Here is a 21205-nt window from a genome sequence, read left to right on the forward strand (position 1 = left end):
TTATTCTCCGAATACGACAGAATGGTCGCCTGCTTCGAGATAGCCGATGATCTGGGCGTGTTCACCAGCCTCATTCAGAATCTTCACGGTCTCTTCTGCATCTTCCGGCGATACAATCACGCTCATGCCGATACCCATGTTGAACGTGTTGTACATATCATGTTCCGAGATATTGCCCTTCTCCTGAATGAGCGGAAAGATCGGAGGAATGTTCCAGGATCCTTTCTGAATCACCGCATTGAACTGCTTCGGGAACGAACGCGGCATATTCTCATAGAAGCCCCCGCCCGTGATATGCGCAATCGATTTCACCTTCACCTGCTTCAGCAGCGAGAGGATCGGCTTCACATAGATCCTCGTCGGCGTCAATAACGTCTCTCCAAGTCCTTTTCCGAGGACATCTGCGTATCCGTTCAGATCCGCATGATCGATATCGAACACCTTGCGCACCAGCGAGAAACCGTTGGAATGAACTCCCGAAGAAGAAATTCCGACGATCACATTGCCAGCCCGAATCGTATTCTGATCCAGAATTGCTTCCTTCTCGACCGCTCCGACCGAGAACCCGGCTACGTCATATTCATCTTCTGGCATCAGCCCCGGATGTTCTGCCGTCTCACCGCCGACCAGTGCACAGCCAGCCTGTACGCAGCCATCGGATACTCCTCTTACAATTGCCGCAATCTTCTTTGGCACATTCTTTCCGCAGGCAATATAATCCAGGAACACCAGCGGCTTCGCCCCGCAGCATATGACATCATTCACGCACATCGCCACGCAGTCGATGCCGATCGTATCATGCCTGTCCATCAGGAATGCCAGCTTCAGCTTCGTGCCGACGCCATCGGTTCCGGAAACGAGAACCGGATGATGATATTCTTCCAGGTTCAGCTCAAACAGACCTCCGAATCCGCCAATGCCATCCAGGCATCCCGGGATCGCAGTTCTTGCGACATCCTGTTTCATCAGCTGCACGGACTTGTAGCCGGCTGTCACATCGACGCCCGCTTCCTTGTAGCTGGTACTGTAGCTCTTCTCGGTCATGGCCTCACCCTTCTTTTTTCTTCTCGATCTTCTGCTCGAAACGATCCTTATCGGCAGACGACGGCGTCGCTGCCGGATACTTCTCCGTGAAACAGCCGGTGCAGAATCCGCACCTTGCGCCATCTGCCATTTCCGTTACACCCTTCACGCTCAGATAGCCAAGCGTATCTGCCCCGATTGCCTTGCAGATCTCGTTCTCGCTCATCTGGCACGCAATCAGATGTTCCTTCGAATCAATATCCGTTCCGTAATAGCACGGACTGATGAACGGCGGAGCACTGATCCGCACATGTACTTCCTTCGCTCCGGCATCTCTTAACAGCTTCACGATTCTTCCGGAAGTCGTGCCGCGGACAATGGAATCATCCACCATCACGACCCGCTTGCCCTTGACGACTGAAGACACTGCATTCAGCTTCATGCGCACCGCATTCTCACGCTGCCCCTGCGTCGGCTGGATGAATGTTCTGGCAATATACCGATTCTTCTGGAATCCCATCTCATACGGAATTCCCGATCTTTCCGCATAGCCAAGCGCCGCATCCAGGCCCGAATCCGGAACGCCGATCACGACATCCGCATCGACCGGATGTTCTTCGGCCAGAATTCTGCCGGCCTTCTTTCTGGCCTCATGCACGGACATGCCCTCCAGAACGGAATCAGGTCTGGCAAAATAGACGTACTCGAACACGCAGAGATTCCCCCGAGCACCGCAGTGCGTCCGGATAGAACGGCCCCCATCTTCATCGACAATGCAGATCTCGCCCGGATCCAGATCCCGGATATACGTCGCTCCCAGCGCATCCAGCGCACACGTCTCGCTGGCAAACAGAATCTGGCCCTCCGGCATCCTTCCCATGACTAATGGCCTGAACCCGGTCCGATCGCGGAACGCAATCAGCTTCATCGGCGACGTCAGCACGCACGAATATGCCCCTTCCAGGTTGTACATCGCCCGTTCGATTGCCTGTTCAATCGAAGGCTGGCGCAGACGTTCACGGACAATCTCATAGGCGATGATCTCGGAATCATTCGTCGTATGGAAGATCGCTCCTCCGAACTCCAGCTTCTTTCTCAGTTCTGCCGCATTGGTCAGATTGCCATTATGTGCAATCGCCAGCTGGCCTTTATAATGACGGAACAGAAGCGGCTGCGCATTCGTATGATTCACTGTTCCAAACGTTGAATATCTGGTATGTCCGATCGCAATCTGTCCCTTGCCGAGCTTTCTCAGCTCTTCCCGGCTGAATACATCCCGGACAAGTCCTACACCCTTATGAACCGTGATCACCCCGCGGTCATTCACCGCAATGCCGCAGCTCTCCTGACCGCGATGCTGAAGCGCAAACAGTCCGTAATACGTATCTCCGGCAACATCTTCTTTCTCTTCCCGGTCATAGATTCCGAAGATACCGCATTCCTCACGAATGAGATCCTGCATCAGAGCTCCCTGACCTTTTCCTGAAGTGCCCGGTCCTTCTGTTCTACCGAAGCACCCATCGAAGCACGCTCTTCCTTCAGCCGATGCGCAAGAGCCGGATCAGACAGGGCCAGAATCTCTGCCGCAAGATATGCCGCATTCTTTGCCCCATCAATCGCAACGCAGGCAACCGGAATACCGCTTGGCATCATGGAAGTACTGAGCAGAGCATCGAGTCCATCCATCGCTCCGCCCCGAAGCGGAACACCGATCACCGGCAGCGTCGTATTCGCAGCCAGCGAACCAGCCAGAGCTGCACTCATCCCTGCCCCTGCGATCAGAACCCCGAAGCCATTCTCTTCTGCGTTCTTCGCGAACTTCGCAGTTTCCTCCGGCGTGCGGTGAGCACTCATCACATGCGCCTCAAACGGAATCCCGAGATCCTTCAGCGTCTTCATCGCTTTCGACATCACCGGAAAATCACTGTCCGACCCCATAATCACTGCAGCCTTCTTCATAACCAAGTCCTCCTTCAAACAGAAAAAAGCCTGCAGACAGTCCAGTCTACAGGCATCATAGTCTTATCCTTCCCGGCGCGGGCGGTTTCCTCCCGCAGAGGCCAGATCCTTAAACGCATGGAGAGATACAGAATCACGGTACATAGCCAAGTCCTTTCTGCATTCTGAAACACCGTTAAAAGACGGGACTATAGTATCTGATAAAAAACAAATTGTAAAGCGCGCAAAATCCTCCCGATCCAGCCGGTTCCTCCGGAAAGCAAATATTCACTCTTATGCACGAGAGTGATCCACGAACCATCTGAGATGCAGACTGCAGAAGATCATCTGCCTTTGTATATCATGATGAGGAAGCCCAGAAGTGCTGATGTGAGGACCAGCCACTCCAGCATTTCCTTTTTCGCTTTTTCCCTGAACGCTTTTGCCAGGAAGAAAACGCATGGCACCACCAGCAGCATCAATGAATAAATGAAATCCGTTATCATACTCCAGGAAGGGAATTCCACGCAATCAGCCGCAGGCAGGTTCTGGTCTGTTTTTCACTCCTGCGGTTTCAGGAGTATCTCAAACTGATGCAGGTAAGTCTCCTCCAGATCCATCTTTCCTTCATTGACCGCCCAGGTCTGTACCACCCCTGCAATCAGAAACCAGGCACCCCGCATCAGTTCCTCGGCCGGAACATCCTTCCGGATCTCACCATTCTGCTGTGCCTGCTGAAACAACGTCAGCAGCAGCTTCCCGAACTCTGTGGGATGATGGTCGCCTTGCATCACCATGGCACTTGCCAGATGCAGTTCCAGCATCTTTCGCACCACCGACGGTCCGAGGTACAGCAGATACTCCAGAAATTGTCTGCATGCCGCCTTCAGCTTGTCATAGGGACTGCTGATCCCGGCCAGCGCATACATAATATTCACCCGGCTTTCCTCAGAAGGATGAATGATGCTGAAAAGCAGGTCTTTCTTTTCCGTATAGTAATAATAAAAGGTGTTCTTAGAAATCCCGCTCGCCTTGCAGATGGCATTGATCGTTACCGCGTCATAACCATTCTCCTGAAACAGGCGCAGCGCATTGTCACGGATCTTCTTTCTGGTTTCGTTGTCTTCTTTCATGCCGCCCCTTTTTATAGCATACATTTCGCATCTCCGCAATATATTTATGTAACCTTGTTTACACATTTATATTACCGTGGTAATATAAGCGGGATTTTTCTGAGGAGGAACGTCATGGTCAAAGCACTTCGATATCTGAAGCCCTTCTGGCTGTCCGTAATCGCAATCATTGCCCTGGTATTCGGCCAGGTCCAATGTGAGCTTGCCCTGCCGGATTATATGTCTGACATCGTCACCAACGGCATTCAGTACAGCGGCATTACCGATACCAGCCCGCAGGCAATGCGGGCATCCGTCTTTTCGCATATGGAACTGTTCATGAGCGAAGAAGACCGGAAAACTTTTGAGGAATCCTATCAGCACATTGAAGCTGGCAATGCCGGATATGCAGAAGAATATCCCGCAGTCCAGCAGGAAGACATCTACGTCAGAACGGCTGCGGAAGACCTCAGCTCGATTACCGAAAAGCCCTTCCTATTTGTATCTATGCTGGAGAATCCAGACCTTCTGACTCAGCTTGGTCTTGCCAGCAGCGATCAGGCATTCGCCATGCTGGAACAGAATGAAACAGTCCGTCAGCAGTTCCTGACTCAGGCAGAAGAACGTTTGTCCGGCTATTCCGACAGCAATCTCCAGTCTGCTGAAACCATGCTCATGAAGCAGGAATATCAGGCATTAGGCATGAATGTTGAAGCCATGCAGAGCAACTACATCTGGAAGACAGGCGGATGGATGCTAGTGATCGCAGCCATCGGCTCGCTCTGTGCGATCGGAGCCGCGTATCTCTCCAGCCGCACGGCCACTGCGGCCTGCCGCAACATGCGTGCAGATGTCTTTGCCAAAGTGGAATCCTTTTCTTCTGCCGAGTTCAGTTCTTTCTCCACAGCTTCTCTGATCACCCGCACGACCAATGATATCCAGCAGATTCAGCAGGTCATGACAATGATGCTGCGAATCGTGCTGATGGCACCGATGATGGGCATCACCTCCGTCGTCAAAGTTCTGCGCTACCAGAACATGGCAGGCATCCTGGGGTGGACCGTTCTGGTCATCCTTGCCATCATGCTCATCACCTTCGGGATCACAACCCCGAAATTCCGCCTGATCCAGAAACTGGTTGACCGCCTCAACCTGGTCACCAGAGAACAGCTCTCAGGCATGCTGGTCATCCGGGCATTCAACAATCAGAAGATCGAAGAAGAACGTTTTGATGATGTCAACAAAGACATCACTGATGTCAACATCTTCGTCAACCGGGCAATGGCGCTGATCATGCCGATCGTCACCTTCCTGATGAGTGCGGTCGAAATTCTGATCATCTGGTTCGGCGCAAAACAGGTAGATCTCGGAACCATGCAGATCGGCGATATGATGGCGTACCTGCAGTATGCAATGCATGTACTGATGTCTTTCATGATCGTAGCCATGATCTTCATCATGATTCCGCGTTCCAGCGTCAGTGCAAAGCGCATCTTCGAAGTACTTGAAACGAGTCCTTCGATTAAGGATCCCATCCAGCCGAAGCACCTTCCCGAAGGAAACCAGAAAGTCACCTTTGACCACGTTTCCTTCCGCTATCCAGGCGCCGAAGAAGATGTGCTCCATGACATCACTTTTGATGCTGCGCCAGGCGAAACCGTTGCCTTCATCGGTTCTACCGGTTCCGGCAAATCCACTCTGATCAATCTGATTCCCCGCTTCTTCGATGTGTCTTCCGGGTCCATCCGCTTCGGCAATACAGATATCCGTGAAGTCACTCAGAAAGAACTCCGCAATCGGATCGGCTATGTGCCCCAGAAAGGAGTGCTGTTCTCAGGAACTGTGGAATCCAATCTGAAATATGCAGATGAGAATGCCTCTCCCGATACAATCCAGAATGCCCTCAAAGTCTCCCAGGCTGAGGAATTCGTCTCGAAAATGCCGCATCAGCTCGAAGAACCGATTGCAGAAGGCGGCACCAATGTCTCCGGCGGCCAGAAGCAGCGCCTTTCCATCGCCCGAGCTCTGACCCGGAATGCAGATCTCTATATTTTCGATGATACATTCTCAGCTCTGGACTACGCTACCGATGCAAAGCTCCGCGAAGCATTGTCGGCCATGGTTGAGAAGACGCATTCTACCGTATTCATCGTCGCTCAGCGCATCAGCACGATCATGCACGCAGACAAGATCATCGTCCTGGATCAGGGCCATATGGCCGGCATGGGAACCCATGCAGAACTGATGAAGACCTGCCAGGTCTATCAGGAAATCGCACATTCCCAGCTGAGCAGAAAGGAGCTCGGAGAATGAGTCAGAGAAACAGACAGCCAATGCACGGCCCAGGCCGCAATATGGGCTCAGGCGAAAAAGCCAAAGACTTCAGAGGAACGATCCGCAGGCTGCTCCGCTACATGAAGCCCTACCGCTTCCAGCTGATCTTCATCTGTATTTTTGCGATCGCTTCCACAATCTTCTCGATCATTGGTCCGAAGATCCTCGGCAGCGCAACTACGCTGCTTGCGGAGGGGCTTGCCGCTAAATACACCCAGCAGGGATCGATTGACTTTGCCGGTATCTTCACGATCCTCCGGAATCTCCTGCTGATCTACCTTGCAAGTGCCCTGTTCAGCTATATCCAGGGATGGATGATGGCCACTGTCACTCAGAAGACCACCTACTCTCTGCGAAAAGAAATCAGCGAGAAGATCAACCGTCTTCCCCTCAACTACTTTGACCGCCAGACCCATGGCGAAGTACTTTCCCGCGTCACAAACGATGTTGACACCGTATCCCAGTCTCTCAATCAAGCTGTCCAGCAGATCCTGACTTCTCTGGTCACGATCATCGGCATTCTTTACATGATGCTGAGAATCTCCTGGCAGATGACACTGATGGCTCTGGTTGTGATCCCGATCTCCGGGATCTTAGCTGCCTTCGTCGTGAAGAAATCTCAGAAATACTTCCACGCCCAGCAATCCACCCTCGGCCAGGTCAACGGCCACATTGAAGAAATGTACGGCGGACATCTCGTCATGAAAGCCTTCAATGGCGAGGATCGTTCCATCGCTGCTTTCTCCAGGCTGAACAAAGACCTCTATGAAAGTGCCTGGAAATCCCAGTTCATCTCCGGTATCATGATGCCTATTACCAGTTTCATCGGTAATGTCGGCTATGTCGGCGTGTGCATCCTCGGCGGCTATCTGGCCATTCATGACGGTCTTGCCATCGGTGACATCCAGGCCTTCATCCAGTATGTCAGAAGCTTCAATCAGCCAATCACTCAGACTGCACAGATCATGAACGTCATGCAGTCAACGGCAGCTGCTGCCGAACGTGTCTTCGAATTCCTCGAAGAACCGGAAGCACTTCCGGATACTGCTCATCCGGTTTCCATCCGCGATGAGAAAGGAAACCTCACGATCAGAGGTGATGTCTGCTTCGAGAATGTCTCCTTCGGCTATGAACCGGATAAGATTGTCATCCACAACTTCAGCGCCTATATCCATGCCGGTCAGCAGATTGCTATTGTCGGTCCGACCGGAGCCGGGAAGACTACGATCGTAAAGCTGCTGATGCGCTTCTATGAGCTTAACAGCGGAAGCATCTATATTGACGGCATCAACACCAGAGATCTGACCAGGAAAGACCTGCGAGACTGCTTCGGCATGGTGCTTCAGGATGCATGGCTTCATACCGGAACCATCATGGAAAACATCCGCTACGGAAGACCAGACGCCACCGATGAAGAAGTCGTCAGAGCAGCAGATGCAGCCTATGTCGACCACTTCATCCGCACGCTCGAGAGCGGCTATGAAACTGAAATCAACGAAGAAACCACAAATATCTCCCAAGGCCAGAAACAATTGCTGACAATTGCCAGAGCCTTTCTCGCCGATCCTAAGATTCTGATTCTCGATGAAGCAACTTCTTCCGTCGATACCAGAACTGAGATCCTGATCCAGAAAGGTATGGAGAACCTGATGAAAGGAAGGACCAGCTTCGTCATTGCCCATCGCCTTTCTACGATCCGCAATGCCGATCTGATCCTGGTCATGGATCATGGCGACATTGTCGAAGCCGGCAAGCATGAAGAACTTCTGGAAAAGAACGGATTCTACGCAAAGCTCTACAACGCACAATTCGAAGAATCCTGATACTGAAAGGACAGACTATTCCGAATAGCTGTCCTTTATTCCCCTTGCTGCCAGAACCTGAATGATCTCTGTCTGGCTGCAGCATCCTTCTGAAATCTGATCTACTTCATTATTCCTGCATTACAATGGAATCAGAAGCAGTATCCGGAGGAAATCATGAAAACCAGATTATCCAGAAGCACGTGGGCAACCATCATCCTTTTCGGCTTCATCGGCCAGATTGCCTGGTCGGTGGAGAACATGGAATTCAATGTCTTTCTGTTCAATGAAATCGGCGGGAGCACGCATGATATCGCCGACATGGTCGCATGGTCTGCAATTATCTCGACCATCACGACTCTGATCATGGGCATTCTCAGCGACAAGGCAGGACACCGCAAGCGCTTCTTATGCTGGGGATACGTGATCTGGGGGCTCATGACCATTGCCTTTGCGGCAATCTCCAGAGAACATACGGCTGCCTTATGGCCTTCTCTTTCTGCCGCCGAGGTGCTGAGCCGGACTGTGTTCTTCGTGATCCTGCTCGACTGCATCATGTCGTTCTTCGGCTCTGTTGCCAATGATGCAAGCTTCAACGCATGGGTCACTGAATCTACTGATGAGACGAACCGAGCTTCGGTAGAAGGCGTGCTGAATGTATTTCCGATGCTCGCTATGCTGGTGGTAGCAGGCGGGTCCGGCATCCTCACCGAAACGATCGGATGGCCAGGATTCTTCTTAGCCGTCGGAGGTGTCGTCACGCTCTGCGGTCTGCTCGGCCTGAAGTTTGTCAAAGACTCGAAGACAGTTTCTTCGAAAGAGTCTCTTTCCTTTCTGGAAAGCGTATGCTACGGATTCCGTCCTTCCGTGATCCGGAAGAACCCGAAGTTCTATCTGACCCTTGCAGCCATGTGCATCTTCAATATCTCCGTGCAGGTCTTCATGCCGTATCTGCTGATCTACCTGCAGTACACGCTCGGCTTTGATACGATCACCTATTCCATGGTCATGGCCATTGTCATCATCCTTGCCTCCGTCATGTCCGTTCTCATCGGCAAGATCACGGATCAGAAAGGAAAGGACAAAGTCTTCCGCACTGCCATCTTCCTATATGCCGGCGGACTGCTGCTGGCATCACTGATGCGTGAGCCGGTCTTATTCGTCATTGCCGGAACGATCATGATGACCGGATACGCTGCGGTATCAGTCGTATTCATGAGTGCAGTCAGAGACTATACGCCGATCGATCATGTCGGCATGTTCCAGGGCATCCGGCTGCTTGCCTATGTGCTGCTGCCGATGCTGATAGGGCCTTACATCGGAACATTCCTGATTGATCATTCTGATGCAGGCACCTATATCAACTCCTATGGAGAGCTGGTCTCTCTCCCGGTACCTGCATTGTTCACTGCCTCCGCGCTGATCAGTCTTCTGATCCTGATCCCGGCAAAGAAACTATTCGTGCAGAAATCATCTTCATAATGAAAAGGAGGACTGATGAATATGAGCAATCCCGCTTTCAGAATCAATGTGCGTATTTTGTTTCAAGGTTCTCCGGCTCTTCCGGAATCTCGCCAGCAAGCTCGAATCCTTTTCTTGCGGCCAGCACGGCGATGATTTCATTGATGACCGCAGCTGCAGCAATCGTTCCTTTGACGATTGAAGCAAGATCCGGTCTGACTGGTTCCAGCACTGCACAGATGATGCCGGTGAATACCAGCGATACGCCAGAGTGCGGCAGCAGCGTCAGCCCGAGATACTTCTGTACCGTCTCCGGCAGATGCGTAGCCTTTGCTCCGAAGCGGGCACCGAAATACTTCCCGGCAGCCCTTGCGGCGATATAGACAAAGGTATAGAGACCAGCACCTGCAATCAGGTGATAATCCAGCGGCGCGCCGAGATCCACAATCGCAACGATCAGACTGAGCTGCAGAATCGGATGATACCATTCCGCGATCTGATTCAGGCGTTCCTCAGAAACCAGGTTCGAGAATACCGTGGAGAACGAAACTCCGATCAGCATGTAATTGATCGTGATATTCTTCAGCACAGCGGTATTGAAGAAATACCCGATGGCCGTGCAGAGTGTCACGCCGATCAGAATGGTTACGAGTGTTTCCGCCTTCTTTCCGTCCTTCTTCAGAGGGGCAGAAAGCAGAAAACCGATTGCAACGCCGATCAGAATCGGCAGGAAAATCATGACCGGAATCATATACAGCGGAACTGTTCCGCCGGATACTGCTCTCGTGATGATGGAATCTACCGTGAAGAACACGACAATTCCGACCACATCATCCAGCACTGCCATCGGCAGAAGCGTATCGGTGACCGGACCCTTGGTTTGGAATTCCTGGACAATCGAAAGTGCCGGTGCCGGAGCAGTTGCTAAGGCAATTCCTCCGAACGCTGCTGCCAGATACACCGGAATTCCGGAGAAATGGAAAATGATTCCGAATACCAGCGTCACGACCGCAAACGTTCCCAATGACTGCGTCAGCGTGGTCAGCACCAGAGCCTTGCCATAAGACTTCAGCTTTCTCCAGATCAGTTCTGTTCCGAGCATGATGCCGAACGAGCACTGCATCCAGCTGATGATGACTTTATACCAGCTGGAATCCAGCAAGGTCTGCGGCAGAACACCTGCTGCATTCGGTCCCAGAATCATTCCCGCAATCAGCCATCCGAGAATTTCCGGAAGCTTGATCTTCTTTACCAGTTTTCCTATCAGGAACGCAGCTGCAATTCCCGCAATCCATTTCAAGATTACCATTTCATTCACCTCTTCCTGATTCCATTCAGAAATATATCCAATGCCAAATCTTCTTCTTTCTCAGAACTGGTTTCTTTCTCGCTCAGATGCCTTGCATTCCGATCATCCAGGAACTTCAGGATCAGATTCACAACTTCTTCCTCTGACAGTTCCTCTCGCAGCGGAATCTGTCTGACCGCATTGCGGATCAGCTGCTTTCTTCTTTCATCAAAAGCATTCCAGGTTTCCCTGATTTCTGTTTTCACTTCTTCCGGCGGAAACAGAACTGCGCTCTCAAACAGACGTGCATCATCGGGATGAAGCTTGTAGTATTCGTTTCTGCATTCAAAGTACTCCTTCAGAAGATTTCCTTCCTGATTCTGCAGATGTTCATTCAGATACCGGATCATCTCCTGCTGACAAGTCCGGATGCATTCGAGGTACAGCATCTCCTTGGAGGGAAAGTAGTGGTAGATGATCCCTTTGGAGATTCCCTGCTCTTCGCAGATGACATTCAGGGAGCCTGCCTCGAAGCCATGTTCTGAGAATTCCCGGATTGCCCCGTTCACGATTTTCGAACGAGTCTGCTGATTCTTTTCTTCCCGTTTCATCTCATGCACCTCCTGCACACGAGAATTGTTATATGCTTTTTCGACCATGTGGTCAATAGGCTTTTCTGCAATTCTGTTCACAGGCTTCACTTGTAAAAGTTAACGCAACCCCAGTATTGCATTAAGTATGTCTGAACAAGAAGTTATAAAGGGCTTGCATTAAGTAGATCTGAAACGGTTCTTCCTTTAACATTTAGATATCAGCCAGATTACTGCCATCTAACGATAGAACTGGAGGAACTGTCTATGGCAGCTTATCGTCGTTTTGATCTGGATAAGCGTATTACGCTTCAGAAGAATCTCTCTGAGAGGCTGCTGACAAAGTAGAGGTTGTAAACAGAATTTTGGATAAGAATCCTGACCGGGTCTGATACTGGCCAGGATTTTCTTCTTTTCAGTGGAATATCGTGAGGATCATAAAGGATTATTCCTTATCTGGTGCCCCCCTTAACGCTGGTTTCAAGTGTTTTTATCCTCTTCAGGTTCACAAGAAAGATCGATACTGCTGCCTGTATCGTCATTCCGTTCATTCCGCACGCATGGGCATTTCCATAATCGAGGGTCTGCTTCAGTTCCGCATTCTTAGCCTCGATTTTGTATCGCTCAGCATATAGTTCTCTGAATTCATCTGACTTCATGTAATCCATCTGAGCAATATGCGTATCTGATTTGATCTTTACCGAGTAGGTTTTTGACTTCGCGCCTTCCTTGTAACAGCCGTTTCGCAAAGGACAGTTTCTGCATTTCTCTACATCGAAGAAATAGGTAACTACTTTTGTATCAGAACCATTCGCTGCTTTCTCCTGACCGCCTTTGCTTTTTCTGACTGCCATATGTCCTGCCGGGCATACATACATCCCGGCATCCTTGTTGAACTCAAACTCTTTCTCCCGGCTTCCATGCAGCACATTCTCACTCAGCTTTGATGCCAGCTTGATTCCTTTTTCTGAGGTGTATTCAATATTGTCTTTCTCGGAATATGCACCATCACCAATCAGAGCGTCCACGGTTACTCCTGCGTCTTCTGCTTTCTCAATCAGATCTGCAGCCTGCTTGCCGTCATGTTTCTCTCCGGTTGTCACTGCCGCACTCACAATGACTCTGTCCGTGGTCATGGCAATATGCGTCTTATACCCGAAGAAGGAAGTGTCTGCAGTTTTGTGCCCCACTTTCGCATCCGGATCTCTGGAGAATTCAAACTGTTCACTCGTGTCTTCCACTCCTTCTTTCAGGTAATTGAGACGTTCCTGGATATCCGGTATCTTCTGAAGCCGTTCATCTGAAGCGATCAGATCCAGCAATTCCTTGCAGTATTCGATTTCATCCTCCAGAAGACCGCTGCTTTCCCGCTTCTTCGGCATTCTGTCCTTCATGGTTTCATCCGCTGCATATACAGACTTTCTCAGTTCCTTTGCTCGCCTGATCAGTTCCTCACGCGGAGAAATATGCTGGTAGAGTGCATTGGTATGAGTGGAATCGACGATGATCTTTTCATGATCATGAATGACTCCTTTCTTCTTCCCGATTTCAACAGTCTTGCCAATCAGCACATCCAGCAGGTCGGTATCCTTGAGTCTGGTTCTGCGGAATTTGGTAAGCAGGCTCGGATCAATGAATTCAGTTTCCTCAGGCCTATAGCCCAGAAAGTATTTCATTTCCATATCATACCGGACTCTTTCAATCAGATCACGATCACTGAGCTTGCGTGCGGTCTTAAGAAGCAGATATTTGAACAGCAGTACCGGATCGGCTGCGGTTCTTCCCAGGCAGATGCTGTAGTTCTTCTGAACTTCCTTTGCGACGAAAGAGAAGTCAACATTTTCGTTCATCTGGCGCCAGAAGTTATCTGCAGGGATCAGAATATCGTAAAGCCCGTTATAAGAGCCAAGATCCAACTGGGGCATATCAATCATTCTTAGCATAAAGACACCTCCGGAGTATAGTTATATTATACGCCATGCATGCATGTGTTTCAATCAAAACATGAAGAAAAAGCGCATAATCATCGCATTGATTCAGATTACGCGCTAATCGCTCTGAATTGGATATCCGTGTCCAAGCAGCTCATAGGTTAATGGGTGAGGCATAATCGGTTATTCGATAACCGCACTTTTTCAGCAGCCTCTCTCTCTGATGGTCTTTCCTTTGCAAAAATAGCTGATGAACTCGGAATGTCTGCTTCTTCTGTTGGCAGAGAAGTAAAGCAGTATCGCACGCTCGTAAACACTTACGGAGTCGGACATACCAACAGATGTATTCATCGCCGGGATTGTTCAATATCCGGAATCTGTCCTGGTCAGTCAGGTATCTGCAGAGACAAGAAATGCAATCATTGCAGAAAACAGAACTGCAATCAGGCATGCAGCAGCTACGGAGAAGAAGTCTGCAGGAAGCTGGATTCACCGCCATATGTATGCAATCAGTGCATAAAGAAGAAGTACTGTCCTCTGAAAAAGTACATGTATTATGCCGATCAAGCGGACAAGAAAGCCAGAGAAATCCGCAAGGAGTCTCGTTCTGGTCTCACATTGACCGAGGACGAGGTGAAGGAGATTGATACTCTTCTATCAGATCGTCTGAAAATGGGGCAGTCAGTCCATCATATCTTTGTCGATGAGCCGGACGTTTTCACCATCAGCGAAAAGCAGGCCTACAATCTGATCAATCAGGGTCTGATCTCCGCAAGACCGATTGATCTTCCCCGTGCCGTGCGCATGAAGCCTCGCAGTAAAAAGGCACAGATCGTCAAAGTTGACAAGAAGTGCCGGATCGGAAGAACCTATGAAGACTATCTGAAATTCATGGAAGAACACCCGGATTTTTCTGTTCTGCAGGGTGACAGCGTAGAAGGAAAAAAGGGAGGAAAATGCATTCTGACACTTACATGGGCGAACTGGGACTTCCAGATTGCCTTTCTCAGAGACCATAACAATTCGGCATCTGTTACATCAATTGTCAATCATCTGTATGAATCTCTTGGTGCGGAACTATTCCAGAAAGTGATGCCAGCTGTATGGCTTCTGGATAATGGATCAGAATTTTCCAATCCGTCAGAAATTGAGAAGTTCGGTGTCTATGTGTTCTACTGCGATCCTGGTGCTCCATACCAGAAGCCTAACTGTGAGAATACGCATTCCGTCTTCCGCAGAATCATTCCGAAGGGACATTCATTCAATGATCTGGACCAGGATTTCTTCGATCTTGCGTTCAGTCATACAAATTCGCTGCGCAGGAAGAAGCTGAATGACCACACTCCCTATGAAATGTTCTCGTTTGCCTATGGCGATGACATTGCGGAAAAGTGTTTCCGCATTCATCAGATCCAGGGAAAGGATGTAATTCTGGACCCTTCCCTTGTCAGAATTTATCGTGACTCCAGAAGAAAGGAAGGCATCGAGTAATGAAATACACCGTAAGCCTTCCTGAGATCACCAAAGTCATAATGACGAATGCTCCGCAGGAATTGCCTGGAGACGAGAAGGAATCTCTTGTTAGCATCTACATCCAGGACTGCACCGCTCATATCGACTTTTACATCATGAGCTGGCACAGAGAGAGCGGCTGCTTTTTCGCTCTTGTAGATCCTCTTCCTGATCCGCAGGTTCTCGATCTCGAATACGTCAGCTTCTCGTTTCTCAGGGATCATGATCTCTTCTACTCCGTTTATCCAAAGAAGAAACGTCCTCGGTACAAGAAGATTTATAACCGTATTCTACCGATGAAGTATGAGATTCCCTCATAATCATCTGACCGGCACCACCAATCACTAAGCACTGAAATCATGGCAGGTTCTGGCTGAGCATCCGTCATTATTCCCCGTTGCGCTGACCGTGTCTGAATTTTATCGGCACAGCAGGGCAGGTTTTACTGCGCTTAAATTGTAACGTATTTGAACACTTTTCCTATCATTTCAGGCAGAAAATCCATAGAAAAGAGACCGGAATTACTTCAGAACCGGTCTCTCACTATTCCTTGTCACACACAGCTTGCGATAACTTCGTAAAACTTGCGTTCAGTTTTTCAATTCACCTTCTGTTCACAGGAGATCGGGGACATGATATGATGCCAGAAAGAACCAGGAAGGGGTGAGAAGATGAGAATGCATTTCTGCCGTTAATCAGCATGATAAAATCTGTCATCGGTTTCGTCATGCGCGCAGAAATGATTCGTTTCTTCTCGGTAAGTTCTCTTACGCATGAACGGAATGCAGTCATTTTCTGCATTCCGTTTTTTTCATGAAGAAAGGAGAACCCGATGTCTGAAATTGTGATTCACGATCTCAGCTTTACTTATGAAGGCTCCTATGAGCCTGTATTTGATCATCTGAACCTGCGCCTGGACAGTGACTGGAAACTCGGTCTGATCGGCCGCAACGGCCGCGGAAAGACCACGCTGCTGAAACTGATGATGCACGAATATCCCTATACCGGATCCATCCAGTCTGTCTGCAGGTTTGAGTATTTTCCCTATGAGGTAAAAGACACTGAGGATCTATCCATACATATCGTCAATGAGATTGCCCCATCTGCCGAGCAGTGGGAGATGGAACGCGAACTGTCTCTCTTGAAAGCTGATGACAGCATTCTCTGGATGCCATTTTCTTCTCTCTCTGGCGGAGAGCAGACCAAAGTACTGTTAGCCGCAATGTTTCTGAAGGAGAATGCGTTCCTGCTGATTGATGAGCCGACCAATCACCTCGATGAAACCGGAAGAGCAGCTGCTGCCGCTTATCTGAACCGCAAGAAAGGATTCATCCTGGTCTCTCATGATCGTGCATTCCTGGATGCCTGCACCGACCATACCATGGCCATGAACAAGACCGGCATTGAAGTCATGCAGGGCAGCTATTCCATATGGCGGAAAGAGAAAACCGCCAGAGATCAGCTGGAGATCAAACAGAATGCCAGGCTGCACTCGGAGATCCGCCGGCTGGAAGAAGGCCAGCAGCGTACTGCAAAATGGTCCGATCAGGTCGAGAAGTCCAAGATCGGCGCTGGCGATAAAGGCTATGTAGGCCATATGGCGGCAAAGATGATGCAGCGCTCGAAGAACATCGAACGGCGCCGGAAGAATGCGATCACCGAGAAAGAAGGTCTGCTGAAGGATATTGAGGAAAGCGAATCCCTGAAGCTCATTCAGCCTGCCTGGCATTCTTCGGTCATGGTCTATGCCCAGCATCTTTCGCTCTATTACGGAGAGGTCTGCATCAAAGAAGACCTGAACTTCTCCATTCATCCAGGCGACCGGATTCAGCTGTACGGAAAGAACGGCTGCGGGAAGACCACATTGCTGAAGCTCATGAACGGCCAGGATATCCGTACGGAAGGAACCATCCATCTCGGAGCAGGACTGAAGTGTTCCATGATCTTCCAGGACAGTTCATTCATGCAGGGAAATCTCAGAAGCTATGCCGATCATCTGAAGATCGATATTTCCCTCTTCCTTGCCATCCTGCGCAAGCTCGGCTTTTCCAGGGAGCAGTTCGACCGTCCTCTGGAAGAGTGCAGCGAAGGACAGAAGAAGAAAGTCCAGCTGGCCGGAAGTCTGTCTCAGTCTGCTCATCTGCTCTTATGGGATGAACCGATGAACTATCTCGATATCGAATCAAGAGAACAGATCGAAGATCTGATTCTCACCTGGAGCCCGACCATCATATTTGCCGAACATGATCAGTACTTCTCCGAAAAGATCAGAACCGGAATCATCCGCTTCTGATTCCGGTCCTTATGGTAGAATCTAGGAAACATAGGAGAATGATATGAATCTGATCTGTCCGAGAAATTATGATCCGGTCCTTTCGGTCCGGGAAACTCAGGAAGCCATCAAATATATCCGTGATACCTTCCAGAAAGAATTCGGAAAGGAATTATCTCTTTCCCGCATCAGCGCCCCGCTCTTCGTCACGAAGAAAAGCGGTCTGAACGATGATCTCAATGGCATTGAACGGCCGGTCTCCTTCGACCTGCAGGAAATGCCGGGAGAACGCATTGAAGTCGTGCAGTCCCTGGCCAAGTGGAAGCGGTATGCCCTGAAGAAATACGGCTTCAATGTCCATGAAGGCCTCTATACCAACATGAACGCCATCCGCCGTGATGAGATTCTGGACAACCTCCATTCATGCTATGTGGACCAGTGGGACTGGGAGAAAGTCATCACGAAAGAAGAACGTACCGAAGAAACTCTGGAAACGGTCGTGAAGCAGATCTTCAAAGTCATCAAGCACATGGAACATGAAGTCTGGTACAAGTATCCGGAAGCAGTATGCCACCTGGCAGATGAGGTATTCTTCATCACCAGCCAGGAACTGGAAGACCTCTACCCTGACCTTTCTGTCAAAGACCGCGAAAACGCAATCGTCCGTGATAAGAAATGCGTCTTCATCTCGAAGATCGGCTGGCCGCTGAAACGCAGCCATCATCCGCATGACGGCAGAGCTCCGGACTATGATGACTGGAACCTGAATGGTGATCTGCTCTTCTGGCTTCCGAGTCTTTCCAGAGCCATTGAGATTTCCAGCATGGGCATCCGCGTCGATGAGAATTCCATCCAGGAACAGTGCAAGGCTGCTCATTGCGAAGGCAGATTGTCTCTTCCGTACCACAAGATGATTCTGAACCAGGAACTGCCTTATACCATCGGCGGCGGCATCGGTCAGTCAAGACTATGTATGTTATTGCTGAACAAGGCACATGTCGGAGAAGTGCAGGCATCGATCTGGCCGGATGAGATGATCGCAGAATGCGAATCACATCATATTCCTCTTCTCTAGAAAGGATGCCTATGATCAGAGAAATCTATCTTGCCGGCGGATGCTACTGGGGAACTCAGAAGTTTCTCGACAGCATCCAGGGTGTAACAAAAACAGAAGTCGGCTTTGCAAACGGATCCGTTCCTTCGCCAAGCTATGAGCAGGTCAAGCATACCGAAACCGGGCATGCAGAAACGGTTCATGTCTTCTATGACGATTCTGTTATTTCACTGAAAACCTTGCTGGAGCTCTTCTTCAACATCATCGACCCGACTTCTCTGAATCGTCAGGGCGCAGATCATGGCACTCAGTACCGCACCGGCATCTACTGCCTCAATGACTCAGATCTCAATACTGCACAAACTGCACTCAAAGACCTGCAGAAAAGATATACCAGCCCTGTTGTTGTGGAGTGTCTTCCTCTGAAATGTTTCTACACAGCTGAGGAATATCATCAGAAATATCTCGACAAGAATCCTGGCGGATACTGCCATGTATCTCTCGGCATGATTCAGAAAGCAAAGAACTGGAAACCAGGAGACTCCACGGATCTCCGGAAGTGATTCCGAGCCTGAAAGAAAAACCGAATCTCATGGAAATGCTAGCAGACTCAGAAGAAGATCTCCGCACTGGCATAGTCTCGCCATGATCTGATTCTTTTTCATCGATCAGGGAAGAACTGAAAACCAGACAAATCCTTACTCTGTCTGGTTCTGTGATTCTGCCCACTGCATCAATGCAGAAACAATGAGTTCAGTCGTCTCATTCATCATGATGTTGAAACGCTTATAGCCCTCTTCTTTATATGCATCAATCGGCTTCACCTGCGCATAGCTCCTGAGACTGACTCCCTGCTTCAGATGCTCCATGAAGTCCACATGCGGGATCCAGCAGCGATCAATGCTCTGCAGCATCACCACTTTCTCCACATGCTTCAGGATCTCCGGATCTGTATCTTCTGTCAGCGAGCGGAACTTCTGCTCGCTTTCTTCTCCGCGCTTCAGACGGATCAGTTCCATCACATGTTCTGATGGATCATCCATATCGAGAATCCGGCTGCGCTGTTCGTAGACCACCTCACGCTGCTCGCTCAGCACATTGTCAAATTCCAGAGTTCTCCTGCGGGCATCAAAGTGAAGTCCCTCTGCCCTCTTCTGAATCCGGTCCGCAAATGCCCGCATCTGCGCATCCGATTCTTTTCCAGCCAGGTAGTGAGCAATCACTGCCTGACCTTCTTCTCCTGCATACTTCTCGAACAGGTCATCATCCATGGCCACATAGAATCTGGAGAAACCCGGATCTCCCTGCCGGCCGGATCTTCCGCGCAGCTGATTGTCGATGCGCGCTGCCTCATGACGTTCCGTACCAAGCACTGCTAATCCGCCAAGCTCCGCAGCTCCTTCGCCAAGCCGGATATCCGTTCCGCGTCCTGCCATATTCGTCGCTACCGTCACTGCATACTTCTGACCAGCCTTGGCAATGATTCCTGCTTCATCCGCATCATTCTTGGCATTAAGCACCTGGTGAGGAATTCCTTCTTTCTTCAGCATCGCACTGAGCTGTTCATTGATTCCTACGGATACCGTCCCGACTAAGACCGGCTGTCCTTTCTCATGCAGAGCTTTGATGTCTTTCACGACGGCTTCATACTTCTCATGCCGGGTCCGGAAGATCTGATCCGGTTCATCAATTCTTCTGACCGGCTTATTGGTCGGAATGGCATAGACTCTCATGTTATACGTATCCAGGAACTCTGCTTCCTCGGTCTTTGCCGTTCCGGTCATACCTGAAAGCTTGTCATACAGACGGAAGAAGTTCTGATACGTAATCGAAGCCAGCGTCACCGGTTCCTGCTTGATATTCACATTCTCTTTTGCCTGGATGGCCTGATGAAGTCCATCGCTGAACTCTCTGCCTTCCATCTTTCTGCCGGTGAACGTATCAACCAGGATAATCTCATTATCTCCGACGACATATTCCACATCCCTGCTCATCAGGTAATTCGCTCTTAATGCATTCTGGATGTAATGCACAAGCTCTGCAGTCTGATCTGTATAAAGATGCGCAACCCCGAAAGCCTTCTCTGCCTTGCGGATTCCTGCCTCGGTCAGAGTCACGCTGTTGTCTTCCCGGGAAACCGAATAATCCGCATCCCGCTTCAGACTCTTGGCAAACCGGTCGGCATTGATGTAATTCTGATCCAGTACCGGACCAGGTCCGCTGATGATCAGCGGTGTGCGGGCTTCATCGATCAGGATCGAATCCACTTCATCCAGTACTGCATAATGAAGACCTCTCAGAACCCGGTCCTTCGGGTCATAAACCATATTGTCCCGCAGATAATCAAAGCCAAGCTCGGAATTCGTCGTATACGTGATATTACACAGATACTGCTCCCGCTTCTGTGCCGGACTCAGCTCATGAAGATTGCAGCCGACCGAAAGACCGAGAAAGCGATACACTTCTCCCATCCAGCTCGCATCACGGCTGGCCAGATACTCATTGACCGTCACGACATGCGCACCTTTACCCTCCAGGGCATTCAGATAGATCGGCATGACTGCTGTCAGGGTCTTTCCTTCACCGGTCTTCATCTCCGCAATATCGCCGCCATCCAGCAGCACGCCGCCCAGCAGCTGCACCGGATAAGGAAACTCTCCCAGCACTCTCCGGGATGCTTCGCGAGCCGTCGCGAACGCTTCCGGAAGAACCTTCTCCAATCTTTCTCCTGAAGCGATGCGTGCTTTCAGCTCCGGCGTCTTTGCCTGCAGCTGCTCATCGCTCTTGTCTGCATACTCTGCTTCCAGATCCAGGATCTTCTTTACCTGTTTTTCTGCTTCATGATAATGACGCTTCTCACTGCTGAATAAATCACCAAAACTCATTGC

At 50.0% G+C, this 21205-nt stretch carries 16 protein-coding genes; 8 read left to right on the top strand and 8 right to left on the bottom strand.

Going from position 1 to position 21205, the window contains the following annotated elements; translation table 11 throughout:
- The 4 genes from purM to C7E00_RS13835 form a co-directional block, all read right to left on the bottom strand.
- Window positions 1-1044: a phosphoribosylformylglycinamidine cyclo-ligase gene (gene purM, locus C7E00_RS13820; RefSeq protein ID WP_105304808.1), complete on the bottom strand. Its 1044-nt coding sequence runs from the start codon at window positions 1042-1044 to the stop codon at window positions 1-3.
- A gap of 4 nt (window positions 1045-1048) precedes the next feature.
- Window positions 1049-2485 (bottom strand): amidophosphoribosyltransferase, encoded by a 1437-nt coding sequence (gene purF, locus C7E00_RS13825; RefSeq protein WP_105304809.1) that lies wholly within the window; start codon window positions 2483-2485, stop codon window positions 1049-1051.
- Complete coding sequence (gene purE / locus C7E00_RS13830) at window positions 2485-2982, bottom strand: 5-(carboxyamino)imidazole ribonucleotide mutase (protein WP_105304810.1); 498 nt, start codon at window positions 2980-2982, stop codon at window positions 2485-2487. The genes purF and purE overlap by 1 nt, the downstream gene beginning before the upstream one ends.
- A 539-nt stretch (window positions 2983-3521) precedes the next feature.
- Window positions 3522-4118 carry a TetR/AcrR family transcriptional regulator gene (locus C7E00_RS13835; protein ID WP_167836613.1) on the bottom strand — a complete coding sequence of 199 codons (597 nt, stop codon included), beginning with the start codon at window positions 4116-4118 and terminating at the stop codon, window positions 3522-3524.
- A gap of 90 nt (window positions 4119-4208) precedes the next feature.
- Between C7E00_RS13835 and C7E00_RS13840 the strand changes: the two genes are divergently transcribed.
- The 3 genes from C7E00_RS13840 (at window position 4209) to C7E00_RS13850 (ending at window position 9691) form a co-directional block, all read left to right on the top strand.
- Window positions 4209-6386, top strand: coding sequence for an ABC transporter ATP-binding protein (locus C7E00_RS13840; RefSeq protein WP_105304812.1), 2178 nt, complete (start codon window positions 4209-4211; stop codon window positions 6384-6386).
- On the top strand, window positions 6383-8230 hold the full coding sequence (locus C7E00_RS13845) for an ABC transporter ATP-binding protein (RefSeq protein WP_105304813.1): 1848 nt from the start codon (window positions 6383-6385) through the stop codon (window positions 8228-8230). The genes C7E00_RS13840 and C7E00_RS13845 overlap by 4 nt, the downstream gene beginning before the upstream one ends.
- 156 nt (window positions 8231-8386) lie before the next feature.
- The gene (locus C7E00_RS13850; RefSeq protein WP_105304814.1) at window positions 8387-9691 is read left to right on the top strand and encodes an MFS transporter; all 1305 of its coding nucleotides are present in this window, start codon (window positions 8387-8389) and stop codon (window positions 9689-9691) included.
- 43 nt (window positions 9692-9734) lie between these two features.
- On the opposite strand, the gene C7E00_RS13855 is transcribed toward C7E00_RS13850, so the two are convergent.
- The 3 genes from C7E00_RS13855 to C7E00_RS13865 form a co-directional block, all read right to left on the bottom strand.
- On the bottom strand, window positions 9735-10979 hold the full coding sequence (locus C7E00_RS13855) for a cation:proton antiporter (RefSeq protein WP_105304815.1): 1245 nt from the start codon (window positions 10977-10979) through the stop codon (window positions 9735-9737).
- Window positions 10980-10984: 5 nt separating this feature from the next.
- Complete coding sequence (locus C7E00_RS13860) at window positions 10985-11569, bottom strand: TetR/AcrR family transcriptional regulator (RefSeq protein ID WP_167836614.1); 585 nt, start codon at window positions 11567-11569, stop codon at window positions 10985-10987.
- A gap of 431 nt (window positions 11570-12000) precedes the next feature.
- Window positions 12001-13482, bottom strand: a complete 1482-nt coding sequence (locus tag C7E00_RS13865; RefSeq protein WP_105304817.1) for an IS1182 family transposase — start codon at window positions 13480-13482, stop codon at window positions 12001-12003.
- A gap of 258 nt (window positions 13483-13740) precedes the next feature.
- Here C7E00_RS13865 and C7E00_RS13870 point away from each other — a divergent pair, with 258 nt between their 5' ends.
- From C7E00_RS13870 to msrA, 5 genes are all read left to right on the top strand, one after another.
- The gene (locus C7E00_RS13870) at window positions 13741-14970 is read left to right on the top strand and encodes an IS30 family transposase (RefSeq protein ID WP_105304818.1); all 1230 of its coding nucleotides are present in this window, start codon (window positions 13741-13743) and stop codon (window positions 14968-14970) included.
- Entirely contained in the window at window positions 14970-15311 is a 342-nt protein-coding gene (locus C7E00_RS13875; RefSeq protein WP_105302609.1) for a hypothetical protein, read from the top strand. The genes C7E00_RS13870 and C7E00_RS13875 overlap by 1 nt, the downstream gene beginning before the upstream one ends.
- Window positions 15312-15823: 512 nt before the next feature.
- Entirely contained in the window at window positions 15824-17284 is a 1461-nt protein-coding gene (gene abc-f, locus C7E00_RS13885) for a ribosomal protection-like ABC-F family protein (protein WP_105304820.1), read from the top strand.
- A gap of 43 nt (window positions 17285-17327) precedes the next feature.
- The gene (gene asnA / locus C7E00_RS13890; protein WP_105304821.1) at window positions 17328-18338 is read left to right on the top strand and encodes an aspartate--ammonia ligase; all 1011 of its coding nucleotides are present in this window, start codon (window positions 17328-17330) and stop codon (window positions 18336-18338) included.
- Window positions 18339-18349: 11 nt separating this feature from the next.
- On the top strand, window positions 18350-18880 hold the full coding sequence (gene msrA / locus C7E00_RS13895) for a peptide-methionine (S)-S-oxide reductase MsrA (RefSeq protein WP_105304822.1): 531 nt from the start codon (window positions 18350-18352) through the stop codon (window positions 18878-18880).
- Between the two features lie 135 nt (window positions 18881-19015).
- Here the strand turns inward: msrA and secA are convergent, their stop codons facing one another.
- On the bottom strand, window positions 19016-21202 hold the full coding sequence (gene secA, locus C7E00_RS13900; RefSeq protein WP_105304823.1) for a preprotein translocase subunit SecA: 2187 nt from the start codon (window positions 21200-21202) through the stop codon (window positions 19016-19018).
- Window positions 21203-21205: the final 3 nt, after the last annotated feature.

Origin of the sequence: Anaerolactibacter massiliensis, assembly GCF_900290205.1 — a bacterium.
GTDB classification, from domain to species: Bacteria; Bacillota_I; Bacilli_A; order Erysipelotrichales; family Erysipelotrichaceae; genus Bulleidia; species Bulleidia intestinalis.

Bases quoted from the DNA above. Each gene is read 5' to 3' on its own strand.
- purM (WP_105304808.1), bottom strand. From the start codon at position 1,044: ATGACCGAGAAGAGCTACAGTACCAGCTACAAGGAAGCGGGCGTCGAT.
- C7E00_RS13840 (WP_105304812.1), top strand. From the start codon at position 4,209: ATGGTCAAAGCACTTCGATATCTGAAGCCCTTCTGGCTGTCCGTAATC.
- msrA (WP_105304822.1), top strand. From the start codon at position 18,350: ATGATCAGAGAAATCTATCTTGCCGGCGGATGCTACTGGGGAACTCAG.
- C7E00_RS13875 (WP_105302609.1), top strand. From the start codon at position 14,970: ATGAAATACACCGTAAGCCTTCCTGAGATCACCAAAGTCATAATGACG.
- C7E00_RS13860 (WP_167836614.1), bottom strand. From the start codon at position 11,569: ATGAAACGGGAAGAAAAGAATCAGCAGACTCGTTCGAAAATCGTGAAC.
- C7E00_RS13835 (WP_167836613.1), bottom strand. From the start codon at position 4,118: ATGTATGCTATAAAAAGGGGCGGCATGAAAGAAGACAACGAAACCAGA.
- C7E00_RS13845 (WP_105304813.1), top strand. From the start codon at position 6,383: ATGAGTCAGAGAAACAGACAGCCAATGCACGGCCCAGGCCGCAATATG.
- asnA (WP_105304821.1), top strand. From the start codon at position 17,328: ATGAATCTGATCTGTCCGAGAAATTATGATCCGGTCCTTTCGGTCCGG.
- C7E00_RS13855 (WP_105304815.1), bottom strand. From the start codon at position 10,979: ATGGTAATCTTGAAATGGATTGCGGGAATTGCAGCTGCGTTCCTGATA.
- C7E00_RS13870 (WP_105304818.1), top strand. From the start codon at position 13,741: ATGTCTGCTTCTTCTGTTGGCAGAGAAGTAAAGCAGTATCGCACGCTC.
- purF (WP_105304809.1), bottom strand. From the start codon at position 2,485: ATGCAGGATCTCATTCGTGAGGAATGCGGTATCTTCGGAATCTATGAC.
- C7E00_RS13865 (WP_105304817.1), bottom strand. From the start codon at position 13,482: ATGATTGATATGCCCCAGTTGGATCTTGGCTCTTATAACGGGCTTTAC.
- abc-f (WP_105304820.1), top strand. From the start codon at position 15,824: ATGTCTGAAATTGTGATTCACGATCTCAGCTTTACTTATGAAGGCTCC.
- secA (WP_105304823.1), bottom strand. From the start codon at position 21,202: ATGAGTTTTGGTGATTTATTCAGCAGTGAGAAGCGTCATTATCATGAA.
- purE (WP_105304810.1), bottom strand. From the start codon at position 2,982: ATGAAGAAGGCTGCAGTGATTATGGGGTCGGACAGTGATTTTCCGGTG.
- C7E00_RS13850 (WP_105304814.1), top strand. From the start codon at position 8,387: ATGAAAACCAGATTATCCAGAAGCACGTGGGCAACCATCATCCTTTTC.